The sequence below is a fragment of the Luteococcus japonicus genome, assembly GCF_003752415.1.
Classification (GTDB): domain Bacteria; phylum Actinomycetota; class Actinomycetes; order Propionibacteriales; family Propionibacteriaceae; genus Luteococcus; species Luteococcus japonicus.
This window is the reverse complement of the sequence record NZ_RKHG01000001.1, coordinates 2,719,145-2,732,502: the sequence shown is the minus strand read 5'-3', so window position 1 is coordinate 2,732,502 and position 13,358 is coordinate 2,719,145. Positions and strand designations below refer to the sequence as shown.

15 protein-coding genes are annotated in these 13,358 nt (G+C 66.3%); 4 read left to right on the top strand and 11 right to left on the bottom strand.

The features are described 5' to 3' along the window. Positions 1-63: 63 nt before the first annotated feature. Together EDD41_RS12925 and EDD41_RS12920 are read right to left on the bottom strand one after the other, a co-directional pair. Positions 64-741 carry a response regulator transcription factor gene (locus EDD41_RS12925; protein ID WP_123576190.1) on the bottom strand — a complete coding sequence of 226 codons (678 nt, stop codon included), beginning with the start codon at positions 739-741 and terminating at the stop codon, positions 64-66. After that, entirely contained in the window at positions 738-1,901 is a 1,164-nt protein-coding gene (locus tag EDD41_RS12920; protein WP_123576189.1) for a sensor histidine kinase, read from the bottom strand. The genes EDD41_RS12925 and EDD41_RS12920 overlap by 4 nt, the downstream gene beginning before the upstream one ends. A 219-nt stretch (positions 1,902-2,120) precedes the next feature. Between EDD41_RS12920 and phoU the strand changes: the two genes are divergently transcribed. Next, positions 2,121-2,786 (top strand): phosphate signaling complex protein PhoU, encoded by a 666-nt coding sequence (gene phoU / locus EDD41_RS12915; RefSeq protein ID WP_123576188.1) that lies wholly within the window; start codon positions 2,121-2,123, stop codon positions 2,784-2,786. Between the two features lie 81 nt (positions 2,787-2,867). Here the strand turns inward: phoU and EDD41_RS12910 are convergent, their stop codons facing one another. Next, positions 2,868-3,617: a phosphoglyceromutase gene (locus EDD41_RS12910; RefSeq protein ID WP_123576187.1), complete on the bottom strand. Its 750-nt coding sequence runs from the start codon at positions 3,615-3,617 to the stop codon at positions 2,868-2,870. Between the two features lie 78 nt (positions 3,618-3,695). Here EDD41_RS12910 and EDD41_RS12905 point away from each other — a divergent pair, with 78 nt between their 5' ends. Then, positions 3,696-4,454, top strand: coding sequence for an SDR family NAD(P)-dependent oxidoreductase (locus EDD41_RS12905; protein ID WP_094763208.1), 759 nt, complete (start codon positions 3,696-3,698; stop codon positions 4,452-4,454). 315 nt (positions 4,455-4,769) lie between these two features. On the opposite strand, the gene EDD41_RS12900 is transcribed toward EDD41_RS12905, so the two are convergent. From EDD41_RS12900 to EDD41_RS12885, 4 genes are read right to left on the bottom strand one after another with little or no spacing between them, the layout of a single operon-like run. Next, positions 4,770-5,132, bottom strand: a complete 363-nt coding sequence (locus tag EDD41_RS12900) for a biotin/lipoyl-containing protein (protein WP_094763209.1) — start codon at positions 5,130-5,132, stop codon at positions 4,770-4,772. Between the two features lie 31 nt (positions 5,133-5,163). Beyond that, a complete protein-coding gene (locus EDD41_RS12895) occupies positions 5,164-5,412 on the bottom strand; it encodes a hypothetical protein (RefSeq protein WP_094763210.1) in 249 nt (82 codons plus the stop codon). A gap of 11 nt (positions 5,413-5,423) precedes the next feature. Next, positions 5,424-6,974, bottom strand: a complete 1,551-nt coding sequence (locus EDD41_RS12890; RefSeq protein ID WP_094763211.1) for an acyl-CoA carboxylase subunit beta — start codon at positions 6,972-6,974, stop codon at positions 5,424-5,426. A 39-nt stretch (positions 6,975-7,013) separates the two neighbouring features. Beyond that, positions 7,014-8,510: a methylmalonyl-CoA carboxytransferase subunit 5S gene (locus EDD41_RS12885; protein ID WP_094763212.1), complete on the bottom strand. Its 1,497-nt coding sequence runs from the start codon at positions 8,508-8,510 to the stop codon at positions 7,014-7,016. A gap of 169 nt (positions 8,511-8,679) precedes the next feature. On the opposite strand from EDD41_RS12885, the gene EDD41_RS12880 reads away from it, so the two are divergent. After that, on the top strand, positions 8,680-8,946 hold the full coding sequence (locus EDD41_RS12880; RefSeq protein WP_148060564.1) for a hypothetical protein: 267 nt from the start codon (positions 8,680-8,682) through the stop codon (positions 8,944-8,946). 121 nt (positions 8,947-9,067) lie between these two features. Here EDD41_RS12880 and fbaA read toward each other — a convergent pair whose 3' ends face one another. The 4 genes from fbaA to EDD41_RS12860 form a co-directional block, all read right to left on the bottom strand. After that, entirely contained in the window at positions 9,068-10,096 is a 1,029-nt protein-coding gene (fbaA, locus tag EDD41_RS12875; protein WP_123576185.1) for a class II fructose-bisphosphate aldolase, read from the bottom strand. Positions 10,097-10,172: 76 nt separating this feature from the next. Then, entirely contained in the window at positions 10,173-10,688 is a 516-nt protein-coding gene (locus EDD41_RS12870; RefSeq protein ID WP_143813797.1) for a hypothetical protein, read from the bottom strand. A 53-nt stretch (positions 10,689-10,741) separates the two neighbouring features. Continuing rightward, positions 10,742-11,512 (bottom strand): GntR family transcriptional regulator, encoded by a 771-nt coding sequence (locus EDD41_RS17890; protein WP_170165378.1) that lies wholly within the window; start codon positions 11,510-11,512, stop codon positions 10,742-10,744. Positions 11,513-11,602: 90 nt separating this feature from the next. Then, positions 11,603-12,148, bottom strand: a complete 546-nt coding sequence (locus EDD41_RS12860; RefSeq protein WP_245995756.1) for a TrmH family RNA methyltransferase — start codon at positions 12,146-12,148, stop codon at positions 11,603-11,605. 148 nt (positions 12,149-12,296) lie between these two features. Here EDD41_RS12860 and EDD41_RS12855 point away from each other — a divergent pair, with 148 nt between their 5' ends. Beyond that, positions 12,297-12,986, top strand: a complete 690-nt coding sequence (locus EDD41_RS12855; RefSeq protein ID WP_094763279.1) for a DedA family protein — start codon at positions 12,297-12,299, stop codon at positions 12,984-12,986. Positions 12,987-13,358 lie beyond the last annotated feature (372 nt).

The following is a 13,358-nucleotide window of genomic DNA, read 5'->3' as shown; positions in this document are numbered from 1 at the left end:
CAGGTAGACGAAACCCCGACACCGCGAGGTGTCGGGGTTTCGTCATGCCGGGTCCAGCGGGGATCAGCCCTCGAACTTGTATCCGAGCCCGCGCACCGTGACGAGCAGCGTCGGACTGGACGGGTCGCGCTCGATCTTGGCCCGCAGGCGCTTCACGTGCACGTCCAGGGTCTTGGTGTCGCCCACGTAGTCGGCTCCCCAGATCCGGTCGATCAGTTGTCCGCGGGTCATCACGCGCCCGGAATTGCGCAGCAAGAGTTCCAGCAGCTCGAACTCCTTGAGGGCCAGCCGGATCGGCTCCCCGTCAACGGTGACCTCGTGGCGCTCCACGTCCATCCGCACGCCCCCGGCCTCGATCAGCTCAGGAACGAGTTCCTGGTCCTGACCACGACGCAGCACTGCCCGGATCCGCGCCACCAGCTCCCGATGGCTGAAAGGCTTGGTGACATAGTCGTCGGCGCCCAGTTCCAGGCCGACCACCTTGTCGATCTCCGCGTCGCGAGCCGTGACCATGATGATCGGCACATTGCTGCTCGTCCTCAGCTGGCGGCATACCTCGGTACCGGGCATGCCCGGCATCATCAGGTCCAGCAGCACCAGGTCTGCACCGACCCTCTCGAACTCGGCCAGGCCCTTGGCACCGTCGGGCGCCTCGCTGACCTCGAAGCCCTCCTTGCGGAGCATGTAGCCGGTGGCCTCGCGGTAGGACTCCTCGTCCTCGACGATCAAAACGCGAGTCATGACAACCTTTCCGATTCCAACGTTGAGGGCTGCAGGGGCAGCCGGATGGTGAAGGTGGAGCCCTGTCCGAGCTTGCTCCAGACATTGACCGTGCCGCCGTGCACGGCGGCGATGTGCTTCACGATGGACAGCCCCAGTCCGGTGCCGCCATTGTCCCGGCTCCGTCCGTAGTCCACACGGTAGAAGCGTTCGAAGATGCGCTGCTGGTTCTCGTCGCTGATCCCGATGCCGTTGTCGGCAACGCTGACCTCGACGAAATTGTCGCCGTCCTCGTCGACGAGCGACGTGGTGATGGCCACACGTGCCTTCTCATCGGAGTAGACGATGGCATTGGTCACCAGGTTGGCCAGCGCGTCGGTGAGCTGGGTGCGGTCCCCCAGCACTGTGAACTCCTCGTCGCCCGTGCGGACGAGATTCACCGCGCGCTTGGTGGCCAGCTCCCGGCTGCGGGCCAGGGCATCGTCGAGGATGTCGCCCACCTGGACGAACTCTGCACGCAACATCGGGTCGTCCGCCTGGAGGCGCGACAGGTCAATGATCTGGGTGACCAGCTCGCCCAGGCGCGCGGACTCGCGCTGCATCCGGGCGGCGAAGTGACGCACGGCTTCGGGATCATCGGCGGCGGTCTCCACGGCCTCCGCCAACAGCCGGACCGCCCCGATCGGGGTCTTGAGCTCGTGGCCGACATTGGCCACGAAGTCACGGCGGGTCTCGTCGACGCGCAGCAGTGGCGTGCGGTCATCGGCCAGCACCAGGACCTGCCGGTCCCCCAACGGGGAGACCCGCACGTTGAGGTGCAGCGACGGGGCCCCGATGCCGCGACCCACCTCGGTGTCGAAGACGACCGGTTCCTGCTGGCGGCGCACGGCGCGGATCTGCTCGAGCACCTCGGCGATGACCACGCGGTCCCCGCGGCAGATGCCGAGCGTGCGGGCCTGTGGATTGCTGTGCAGCACCTCGTCATGCGGGCCGATCACCAGGGCGGCGGAACGCAGCAGGTTCACCACCTCCACGACCTGGGGCTCCACGACGGACGGCTTCGTCGGCTCAGGTTGGGCCACCTGCTCGTAACGGGACAGTGAACGCATCCACCACCAGGTGACACCGATCCCCAGCACCAGACCCAGCGCGAGGCCGAGCAGTATCCAGAGGGCAGTCATCACTGCCCCAGCATATGGCCCGGTCAGTGCCCATGTGCCGCGATGCAGACCCTCGCACCGAGCGCCACAGAAACGATTTCCCGACTGTTCACCTGCTGGAAACCCGAAGTCAGCATCTCGTCCCCCGCCTGACCCTAATCTCGTTGACGATGCCTGCGCCCAAGGGTGGCAGGATGTCATGACGCGACCAGTCGCACCACCGAGGAAGGCACCCCTGCCATGCGCGAGACCTATCACGAAGAACTCAACGACGTCGTCAACCAGCTGGTGAGCATGAGCAGCAATGTGCGCACCCAGGTGCATGACGCCACCCGGGCGCTGCTGGAGGCCGACCTGCGCATCGCCGAGCGCGTCATTGCCGATGACGCCCGTCTCGACGCCATGCACGAGCAGATCGAGAAGCAGTGCTTCCAGCTCCTGGCCCGCCAGGCCCCCGTCGCCGGGGAGCTGCGCACCATCGTCGCTGCCCTGCGCATGGTCTTCGAGCTCGCCCGCATGGGTGACCTCGCGGCCCACGTCGCCAAGATCGCTCGCCTGCGCTACCCCGAGCACGCCGTGCCGGCACCCCTGGAGGCCAACTTCACCCGGATGGCCCAGCTGGCCGACGCCATGATCGCCGCCGCCGGCCGCACCCTGGACGACCGGGACGTCGAGGAGGCCAGCAAGCTGGCCGAGAACGACGAGGAGATGGACGAGCTGCGCGCCGAGCAGTTCAAGGTGCTGCTGGCCGATGACTGGGAGCACGGCGTGGAGATGGCCGTCGATGCCGCCCTGCTGGGCCGCTACTACGAGCGCATCGCGGACCACGCCGTCGCCATGGGCCGCCGCATCATCTACGTGATCACCGGCGAGGCCCCCGACGGCGAGAACTGGCCGAACGCCTGATCAACCCATCCTCACGACACGAGGCCCAGACCTGATGGTCCGGGCCTCGTGCATTGCTGGGCAGGTGTCAGTCCCGCAGGGTCACTTCTTGCCCTGGTTCTTGACGGCCTCGATGGACGCCTTGGCGGCCTCCGGGTCCAGGTACTTGCCACCCTTGGTGACGGGCTTGAAGTTGTCGTCCAGCTCGTAGTACAGCGGGATGCCGGTGGGGATGTTCAGGCCGGCGATGTCCGAGTCGCTGATGCCGTCCAGGTGCTTGACCAGGGCGCGCAGCGAGTTGCCGTGGGCGGTGACCAGGACGGTCTTGCCGGCGGCCAGATCGGGCTTGATGTTGCTCTCCCAGTAGGGCAGCATGCGCGCCACGACGTCCTTCAGGCACTCGGTCTGGGGACGCTCGGCCTCGGGGATGTCGGCGTAGCGGGCGTCATGGAACTGCGAGTACTCGGCGTCCTTGTCCAGCACGGGCGGCGGGGTGTCGTAGCTGCGGCGCCACGCCATGAACTGCTCCTCGCCGTACTTGGACAGGGTCTCGGCCTTGTCCAGGCCCTGCAGACCGCCGTAGTGACGCTCGTTGAGGCGCCAGCTGCGCTCGACGGGGATCCAGTGACGGTCGCAACCGTCAAGGGCCAGGTAGGCGGTGTGGATGGCGCGGCGCAGCAGGGAGGTGTGCAGCTTCTCCGGCAGCAGGCCCTCGGCCTGGAGCAGCTCGGCGGCCTTCTTGGCCTCGCCGACGCCCTTCTCATTGATGTCGACGTCCACCCAGCCGGTGAACAGGTTCTTCTGGTTCCACTCACTCTCGCCGTGGCGGAGCAGGATGAGCTTGTAGGTCATGCCCCCACCCTACCGATCGCGGCACGTCCGCACCGGCGCAGGGCTTGCCCTTCTGCGTCGGAATGGAAGAATCAAGGCATGAGCAGCGACGCCAACAGCAAGCGAAAGATTGCCCTCGTGACGGGTGCCTCCTCCGGCATCGGGGCGGCCACCGCCCGCCATCTGGCCGGTGAGGGCTACCACGTGATCTGCGCCGCCCGGCGCATTGACCGGATCCAGGCCGTGGCCGACGAGATCGGTGGACGTGCCCTTGCCTGCGACGTGACCGACGCCGAGCAGGTGGACACCCTTGCCCGCGAGGTTGGTGACCGGCTGGACCTGCTGGTGAACAATGCCGGTGGCGCCGTCGGCCTGGAGCCGGTCTCGGAAGCCGATCTGGAGGCCTGGCGCACCATGTTCGAGGTCAATGTCTTCGGAACCGCTCGGGTGACCAAGGCCCTGCTCCCGGCCCTGGAACAGGCGGAGGGCACCATCGTCTTCGTCACCTCGACCGCCGCCGACGGTGCCTACGAGGGCGCGGCCGGCTACTGCGGCGCAAAGTCGGCCGAGCGCGCGATCGTCGAGGCCTGCCGGCTCGAGCTCTTCGACAGGCCCGTCCGGGTGACCGAGATCGCCCCCGGCATGGTGCACACCGACGAGTTCAGCCTGACCCGCTTCCACGGGGACCAGACCAAGGCGGACAAGGTCTATGCCGGGGTGGACGAGCCCCTGGTGGCCGACGACGTCGCCGATGCCATCACCTGGATGGCCACTCGCCCGCGGCACGTGAACATCGACCGGATGACCATCCGCCCGCGGGCCCAGGCCTCGCAGTTCAAGGTCCACCGCGAGGGCTGACCACCCGGAAACGTCACAGTGGCGAGGCCCGAAGGCCTCGCCACTGCTTTGCGTTCTCGCGACAGGTCTTGCGACCTCTCGCACATCCCCCACTTGGATGTAGAACCCCAACCTCCGCTACCGGTGTTGGTTAAGTAGAACGTACGTCATATGTGGGTTCCGGACAACTGCTCCGCCCCCGGATCAGACTTCCTTCAGGAAGGGCGCCCCAGACGGGCTCAGGGAACGTCCCTGACACACCTCGGGAACACGGGGCCGGGGAGCATGGCAAGGCGGCGGAACACCGAGGGGTCCCGCCGCCTTGCTGTCCGTGGATCAGGCCAGCTCGATGAGGGCCTGGCCACCCTGCACGGGCGTCCCCGCCTCAACCAGGATGGAGCCGACCTTGCCAGCCGCCGGGGCGGTGATCTCGGTCTCCATCTTCATGGCCTCGAGCACCACCAGCACCTGGCCGGCGGTCACCTCGTCGCCCTCCTTGACCAGGATGCGGGCCACCGAGCCGGCGAGCGGCGCGACGACGGCATTCGAGGAGCCAGCGGGCATGGAGGCAGTGCCCGGCGCCGGAGCGGCCATCGGGCCGCCGCCACCGATCACGATGGGAGCCAGCGTCTGCTGCTCCTCCTCCACCTCGACGTCGATCACATATTCCTGACCGTTGACGGTCACCTTCAGTTTCATGTCACTTCTCTCGTCTCAGGTTCAGTAGTGGTCAGACGGCCCGGAAGTGGGCACGCCCGCGGGACTCCGTCGCCCAGTTGTTCCGGTTGCGCAGGTGCACAGCCTTCACCTCGGCGTTGTGGCCCAGGTAGGCGGACACGGCGGCCGAGATGGCCACCATGACGTCCTCGGGAATCTGCTGGTTGGCCTTGAGACCTGCGACCTGGGACTCCAGCGCGGTGAGGCGCTTGGAGAGCTCGGCCACCAGCTCCTGCAGCTGAGCAGTGCTTGCTTCAGTCATTGTTGCTCCGATCAGGCCGGCTCGAGGCCGTGCTTCTTGGCGGGACGAAGCTGGCGCTTGCTCTGCAGGATCTCCAGCGTCAAGGCGATCTGACGACGAGTGTCGGCAGGATCGATGATGTCGTCGACCTGGCCACGAGCGGCAGCCATGTAGGGCGTGGAGAAGGTCTCGCGGTACTCCTCGACGAGTTCCTTCTTGCGGGCCTCGGGATCCTCGGCAGCGGCGATCTCCCGACGGAAGACCACGGCCGCGGCACCCTCGGCACCCATCACGGCAATCTCGGCGCTCGGCCAGGCGAAGACCTTGTCAGCGCCCAGGTCCTTCGAGCACATCGCCAGGTACGAACCGCCGTAGGCCTTGCGCATCACGATGGTGATCTTCGGGACGGTGGCCGCCGAGTAGGCGAACAGCATCTTCGCGCCGTGGCGGATGATGCCGCCGCGTTCCTGGGCGACACCCGGCAGGAAGCCGGGCACGTCGACGAGGTTCACGATCGGGATGTTGAAGGCATTGCAGAAGCGGATGAAGGTCGAACCCTTGTCAGAGGAGTCGATGTCCAGCACGCCCGACATCACCGACGGGTTGTTGGCGATGAAGCCGACGGTGCGGCCCACGACGCGGCCGAAGCCGACCACGAGGTTCTTCGCCCAGCCCGCGCGCACCTCGAGGAAGTCGCCCCGGTCCACGATCTCGCGAATCACCTCGCGCACGTCGTAGCCCTTGTTGCTCTCCTCGGGGATGATCCCGCGCAGCTTCTCGTTGGACGCCACATTCTCGTCGGGAGCGACGATCGGCGCATCCTCCGCATTGTTCTGCGGCAGGAAGCTGAGCAGCTTCTTCGCGATCAGCAGGGCCTGCTCGTCGTCGTCGGCGACGAAGCTGACCACACCGGAGGACATCTGGGCGTCGGCGCCGCCGAGCTCGTCCTGCGTGACGTCCTCACCTGTGACCTGCTTGATGACGCCGGGGCCCGTGATGAACATGTGGGCCTTGCGGGTCTGGATGATGAAATCGGTCAGGGCCGGGCTGTAGACCGCGCCACCGGCGCAGGGGCCGGCGATGATCGAGATCTGCGGCACGACGCCGGACAGCAGGACATTCTCGTAGAAGACCTTGCCGTAACCGGACAGCGAGTCGATGCCCTCCTGGACACGGGCGCCGCCCGAGTCATTGATGAAGACGAAGGGCGTGCCCGTCTCGAGCGAGGCGTGCAGCGCTTCGGCCACCTTGATGTTGTGCGTCTCGCCCGCGGAGCCACCGGAGACGGTGAAGTCCTGCGAGGCGAAGTGGATGGGACGTCCGAGCACCGCACCAGCTCCGGTGATGACGCCATCGGCGGGCATGTCCGCCTTGTCCATCCCGAAGAAGGTGGTGCGGTTCTTGCGGAAGGCGCCGTCCTCCAGCATGGTGCCGGGATCGAGCAGGGCATCCACACGTTCCCGGGCAGTCATCTTGCCCTTCTCGTGCTGCTTCTCGATGCGCTTCTCGCCGCCACCTGCATGGACTCGGGCCCGCTCACTGGCCAGATGCTCGAGGCGCTCTGCCATGGTGTGCTTTGCCATTGTTTTCCTTAGTCGATTCAGCTCGTGGGTGGTAGTCGATCAGGCCGGCTCGACCTTGACGCTGTGCTGGCGCCCGTCGAAGCTGACGCTGTAGGTGATCGGCGAGCTGAGGGCCTGCGCCTTGCCCGCGGCAACGTCCTGCTCGCGCTGGAGCTGCTCGGCGGTCTTGCCGACATTCTTCGGGCCATCCTGACGGGAGGCGAAGAACTTCGGGGCGACACCCGGGAACATCGCGTTGGTGAGGACATCCTCTTCGGTGCCGTTGAAGCCGGGCAGAGCCGCGGCATCGGTCTCCAGCTTCTCCCACTCGGGCTCGAGCAGATCGGCCGGACGGCCGGTGATGACGTCCTTCTTCTGCTGCGCCTTGGCCAGCTCGACAACCTCGGGGTTGCGCTCGCCGATGCACTCGCCGTAGTAGCCCAGCATCAGGTCGGCGAATTCGCCGGTCATCACCTTGTAACGGCCCATCAGGACGTTGAAGACGGCCTGAGTGCCGACGATCTGGCTGGACGGGGTCACCAGCGGCGGGAAACCGGCGTCCTTCTTGACGACGGGCACCTCCTCCATGACCTCCTTGATCCGGTCGCCAGCGCCCTGGGCCTTGAGCTGGCTCTCCATGTTGGAGAGCATGCCGCCGGGGATCTGGCTGCGGAAGATGTCGGTGTCCACCAGAGTGGCGGACTCGAAGGCCTTGTACTTCGGGCGGATCGTCGCGAAGTGGTCGCGGATGCTGATAAGCCGGTCCATGTCCAGCCCGGTGCTGTATTCGGTGCCCTCGAGCATCTCGACGAGGGACTCGGTGGGGTTGTGGCCCGGGCCGAGCGACATCGAGCTGATGGCGGTGTCGACGACGTCGGCGCCGGCCTCGATGGCCTTCATCAGGGTGACCATGGTCACGCCGGTGGTGGAGTGGCAGTGGACGTTGATCTGGGTGTCCTCGCCGTAGGTCTCCTTGATGCCACGGATGATGTCGTAGGCGGGCTGCGGCTTGAGCAGGGCCGCCATGTCCTTGAAGGCGATGGAATCGGCACCCATGTCCAGCAGCTGGCCGGCGAGCTTCACGTAGCCCTCGGTGGTGTGCAGCGGGGAGATGGTGTAGCAGATGGTGCCCTGGGCGTGCTTGCCCGTCTTCTTCACGGCCTGCATGGCCTGGGCCATGTTGCGGGGATCGTTCAGGGCGTCGAAGACGCGGAAGACGTCCATGCCGTTCTCTGCCGACTTCTCGACGAACTTCTCGACGACCATGTCTTCGTAGTGACGGTAACCCAGCAGGTTCTGGCCACGCAGCAGCATCTGCAGCTTGCTGTTGGGCAGCAGCTTGCGGAACGTGCGCAGACGCTCCCACGGGTCTTCGTTCAGGAATCGGATGCAGGAATCGAAGGTGGCACCGCCCCAACACTCCACAGACCAGTAGCCGGCTGCATCGATGTCAGCACAGGCTTCGACCATGTCCTCCATGGCCATACGGGTTGCCATCAGGCTCTGGTGTGCGTCGCGGAGAGCGACCTCGGTAACGCCAATTTGTCGCGGACTCATGGCTCCATACTTCCACGCTGGCTGGGCACTTTGAACCCCGGGGTCGCATTTGTGCACGACCGCACAAGGTGCCCTCGACAAGTTCTCCCAGCTGGTCGGACCACAAGCCATGATGCTGCGTGACAAGGCTCACACCACGCCAGCCACCTGCCATGACAGACTCTTTGCCATGACACGAGAACTTGAGTCCCACGAGTGCACTGGCAAGTGCAACTGGCACCCCACCGACGAGGTCGTCGATGCCGGACGGGTCTTCGCGTGCGAAGGCTGCGGCAGCGAGTGGACGCCCGATCTGGGCTGGACCCCGCGCAATGCGGATGGCGAGGTCAGCCTGGAGGTGGCCGCAGCCAAGGCCTCGCTCCAGGCCCGTACCGCCGTCGACACCCAGACGCAGGTGCGCGAGGGCAATGGCGGGGGCGGCATCGGCTCCTGGTAGCCCCTCGCAGCCTCGACACAAGGAACTCGACACAAGGAACTCGACACAAGGAACTCGACACAAGGAAGACGGCCGGTTCCCCCTACGGGGAACCGGCCGTCGTCAGTCAGGCGCTGGGCGATCAGGCGGTGTGGGTACCGGCCGAACGCAGCTGCTGGCAGGCCTCGACGATGCGCTGCGACATGCCGGCCTCGGCGCTCTTGCCCCAGGCGCGGGGGTCGTACTGCTTCTTGTTGCCGATCTCGCCGTCGATCTTGAGCACGCCGTCGTAGTTCTTCATCATGTGATCCACGACGGGGCGGGTGAAGGCGTACTGGGTGTCGGTGTCGACGTTCATCTTGACGACGCCGAAGTCGACGGCGTCGGAGATCTCCTGCTCGGTGGAGCCGGAACCGCCGTGGAAGACCAGGAAGAAGGGCTTCTCGTCGGTGCCGTACTTCTTCGCGACAGCCGCCTGCAGGTCCTTGAGGATCTCCGGGCGGAGCTTCACGTTGCCGGGCTTGTACACGCCGTGCACGTTGCCGAAGGTGAAGGCAGTCAGGTAGGAACCCTTCTCGCCCAGGCCGAGGACCTCGGCGGTGCGCAGGGCGTCCTCGACGGAGGTGTACAGCTTGTCGTTGATCTCGCCGACGACACCGTCCTCCTCGCCGCCGACGGCGCCGATCTCGATCTCGAGGATCTGGTGGTTGGCCTTGGTCTGGGCCAGCAGCTCCTCGGCGATCTGCAGGTTCTTCTCGACGTCGTCGAGGGCGGAGCCGTCCCACATGTGGGAGTTGAAGATCGGGTCCTGGCCCTGGGCGACGCGCTCGGCCGAGAGCTTCAGCAGCGGGCGGACGTAGCCATCGAGCTTGGGCTCGGGGCAGTGGTCGGTGTGCAGGCCGACGTTGATGGGGTAGTTCTTGGCCACCTCGCGGGCGTAGTCAGCCAGCGCGACGGCGCCGGTCACCATGTTCTTGATGCTCGGGCCGGAGCCGTACTCGGCGCCACCGGTGGAAACCTGGAGGATGCCGTCCGAACCCGCATCCGCGAAGCCCTTGAGGGCCGCATTGATGGTCTGCGACGAGGTGATGTTGATGGCGGGGTAGGCGAACTTGCCTGCCTTCGCCTTCTCGTACATTTCGGCGTAGACCTCGGGAGATGCGATGGGCATGTCTGCCTCTTTCTTTTGGGAACGGTGTTGCTCGGTCCCCATTCTTCCAAAGAACGTCGCCCAGCGCAGCACCGGGTCAGAAGATCGCGTCCAGCCCCGAGAGGTCGAGGCCGTGGCGGCCGCCGGACATGGCGCGCACTCCCCCGTCGATGGTGCCGGGAAGCGCGTCCAGGAAGCTCAGGGGCATGGACCAGACCTTGCCCTGCACGGCCTCCACCACCAGCTCGGGACCAGCGCCCACCCGCAGACCGGCAGCCTTCAGGGCACGAACCTGTGACCAGTCGAGGTCCAGCACCGCACCCTCCAGCGTGTGCAGGCGAAGGCCCTGCCGGGTGGCCTCGAGGGCGGCGCCGCGACCGATCCGGGACAGGTTGCGCCGCGCGTTGACCAGTCTCAGCGCCGTCACGATGATCAAGACGATGCTGATGCCATAGCCCGCCACCAGCAACCACGGGCTGCCCCACCGCTCGCGCTGGGTCCACCAGACGCCCGTCCAGATGGCTGCACCGAGCAGGGTCCACAGGATCGAGCCCCTCAACGTGGAGGCCAGCGTCGCCACGGAATTGGCCATTGGCACGGGATTGAATCCCACCACGAATCCTTCGCGTGCAGCTTCGGACCGTGACGCTCCCTGGGAGTCTTGGCTCATGACCCCATCGTAGGGTGCTCGGCCGCGTCCTCGGCGCGGGCCTGGGCGCGTGGCAGCAGGGTGGAGTGGATGCGGTAGCGGTCCGCACGGTAACGGCTCAAGGAGAACTCCACCGGCGTCTGGTCGGCGAAGGTGAGCCGCTCCTGGACCAGGAGGGGCGCCCGACGGGCGATCCCCAGGATCCGCGCACTGTCCATGTCCGCGGCCTCGGCGCTCACGCTCTGCTCGCCGTGGGTGGCGTCGAGCCCGTAGCGCTCCACCATCAGGTCGTAGACGGCCGCCAGGTTGTGCTGCAAGAGACCAGGGAAGAGGGCCGAGGGGTACCAACCCACCTCGTGGGCCATCGGAGTGCCGTCCGCCGTCCGCAGCCGCTCCAACCGGACCACCTGGTCCCCCGGGGCAATCCGGAGGCGTTCGGCCACTTCCTCACTGGCCGGTTCCTCCGCCGCGGACAGGACCTGGGTGCGCGGCTTGAGGCCACGGGCCCGCATCTCGCGACTGAAACTCATCAGGTGCAGGCGTGAATTGATCCGGGGGCCGGTGACGAAGGTGCCCTTGCCCTGGGTCTTCTCCAGCAGGCCGGCCTCCACGAGGTCCGCGATGGCCTGACGGATGGTCACCCGGCTGACACCGAGCTGACCCACCAGCTCCCGCTCCGATTCCAGGGCGTCACCAGCGTGCAGTTCCTCACGGATGCGACGCTCGAGGATCTGGCGCACCTGCGCCCTCTTGGTGGTGATCACCCTGTCGTCGTCGACGACCTCCATCGAAGAACCCTCCCGGAAGATGCGACCACCCGAACGCGTGGTCTGCCAACCATACCAGCTGGGCTCATGCCCCTGGCACGCGGGCGTCGCTCACCGGGCGTGCTGGAGCGCCCAGGAGTACACCGCGATGGCCGCGGCTGCACCGGCGTTGATGGACCGGGTTGACCCGTACTGGGTGATCGCGACCAACTTCGAGCAGGCGGCCACCATCTCCTCGGTCAGGCCGGGCCCCTCGGAACCGAAGACCAGACAGCACTTCTCCGGGAGCGGCTCTTGCTCCAGGGGCACGCTGCCGGGCAGGTTGTCCACGCCCACCGGGCTCACGCCGTGCTCGTCGAGCCAGGTGACGAGGGAGGCGACATCCGGATGGTGGTGCACGTGCAGGTAGCGGTCGGTGACCATGGCGCCACGACGATTCCACCGTCTCCGCCCGACGATGTGCACGCCGGCGACGTTGAAGGCATTGGCGGTGCGAACCATCGAACCGATGTTGAAGTCGTGCTCCCAGTTCTGGATGGCGACGTGCAGGCCATGGCGCCGCGTGTCGAGCTCCTCCACGATGGCCTCCAGCCGCCAGTAGCGGAACTCGTCGAGAACATTGCGGCGATCCCCGACGGCCAGCAGCTCCGGGTCCAGCCTGGGATCATCGGGCCACGGCTGCGGATGGGGGCCGACGCCGGCCGTCGGGGCCGTCGGATCGGGCGCCTGTTCGACAGCCGCAGCAGGGTCATGGCTCAGGTTGGTCACAGTCCCCCACGTTAGCCTGTCGAGCGTGACCGACCTGATGAGCAGCATGCTGCTGACCCCGATGCTGATGCCCGACTGGCTGGACCCGGCAACCCTGATCCACAACCTGGGCAACTGGGCACTGTGGGGCGTGGCCCTGATCCTCTTCCTCGAGTGCGCCATCTTCCCGGTGCTGCCCGGTGACTCGCTGCTGTTCACCGTCGGCATGTTCATCGCGATGACCCCCCCGTCAATCACCTTCGGCAGCATGAGCAAGCCGATGGTCTACGTCGTCGCCTGCCTGATCATGACCGTCTTCGCGATCGTCGGGAATGTCGCCGGTTACTACGTCGGCAAGTTCGTCAGTCCCTGGCTGTTCAAGCCGCGGGACAACTTCTTCGGCAAGATATTCAGCGAGAAGCACCTCCAGCAGTCACACGACTTCTTCGAGCGCTATGGCTCCAAGGCGCTGGTGCTCGGCCGCTTCGTGCCCTTCGTGCGCACCTTCGTCACGATGGTGGCCGGCGCCTCGCACATGAACTTCCGCCACTTCATCACCTGGACCGCCGTCGGTGGCGTCATCTGGGTCTGGGGCGTCACCCTCCTGGGCTACCTGCTCGGCAATGTGAAGTTCATCGGCGACAACATCGACCTGGTGCTGCTGCTGATCGTCTTCATCTCCGTCGTGCCGATGATCGTCGAGTACCTCAACGAGAAGCGCAAGGCCAAGAAGGAAGAGGCCGCCTGAGCCTGGGTTCCGCCGGCTGGCTGCATCCTGCAACCGTTCCTGACACCTGCAACCGTCGTAGCGGTTGCACCCGTCGGGAACGGTTGCTGCATGTCAGGCCCCCAGGGCTCTTCGGATGCGCCGGGTCAGGATGGTGGGCTTCTGGAGGTCCCGGTCCATCCAGCGCACCTGCCGCCATCCAAGGTCCGCCAGGTCGTTGTCACGCTGCTTCTCCCCGTAGATCCACGTAGACCATCTGGTCCTCCCACGCGAAGTCCAGACTGGCCAGACCATGTCCATGGGAGTCCCGCACGACGAACTGGATGCCAGCGGTCGGCATGACGGCGGCCCCGCCGCTCACGAGGAGGGACGGGGCCGCCGGATGCTTCAGGG

Bases quoted from the DNA above. Each gene is read 5' to 3' on its own strand.
- EDD41_RS12855 (WP_094763279.1), top strand. From the start codon at position 12,297: ATGAGCAGCATGCTGCTGACCCCGATGCTGATGCCCGACTGGCTGGAC.
- EDD41_RS17890 (WP_170165378.1), bottom strand. From the start codon at position 11,512: ATGGAGGTCGTCGACGACGACAGGGTGATCACCACCAAGAGGGCGCAG.
- EDD41_RS12925 (WP_123576190.1), bottom strand. From the start codon at position 741: ATGACTCGCGTTTTGATCGTCGAGGACGAGGAGTCCTACCGCGAGGCC.
- phoU (WP_123576188.1), top strand. From the start codon at position 2,121: ATGCGCGAGACCTATCACGAAGAACTCAACGACGTCGTCAACCAGCTG.
- EDD41_RS12900 (WP_094763209.1), bottom strand. From the start codon at position 5,132: ATGAAACTGAAGGTGACCGTCAACGGTCAGGAATATGTGATCGACGTC.
- EDD41_RS12890 (WP_094763211.1), bottom strand. From the start codon at position 6,974: ATGGCAAAGCACACCATGGCAGAGCGCCTCGAGCATCTGGCCAGTGAG.
- EDD41_RS12920 (WP_123576189.1), bottom strand. From the start codon at position 1,901: ATGACTGCCCTCTGGATACTGCTCGGCCTCGCGCTGGGTCTGGTGCTG.
- EDD41_RS12910 (WP_123576187.1), bottom strand. From the start codon at position 3,617: ATGACCTACAAGCTCATCCTGCTCCGCCACGGCGAGAGTGAGTGGAAC.
- EDD41_RS12885 (WP_094763212.1), bottom strand. From the start codon at position 8,510: ATGAGTCCGCGACAAATTGGCGTTACCGAGGTCGCTCTCCGCGACGCA.
- EDD41_RS12905 (WP_094763208.1), top strand. From the start codon at position 3,696: ATGAGCAGCGACGCCAACAGCAAGCGAAAGATTGCCCTCGTGACGGGT.
- EDD41_RS12880 (WP_148060564.1), top strand. From the start codon at position 8,680: ATGACACGAGAACTTGAGTCCCACGAGTGCACTGGCAAGTGCAACTGG.
- fbaA (WP_123576185.1), bottom strand. From the start codon at position 10,096: ATGCCCATCGCATCTCCCGAGGTCTACGCCGAAATGTACGAGAAGGCG.
- EDD41_RS12895 (WP_094763210.1), bottom strand. From the start codon at position 5,412: ATGACTGAAGCAAGCACTGCTCAGCTGCAGGAGCTGGTGGCCGAGCTC.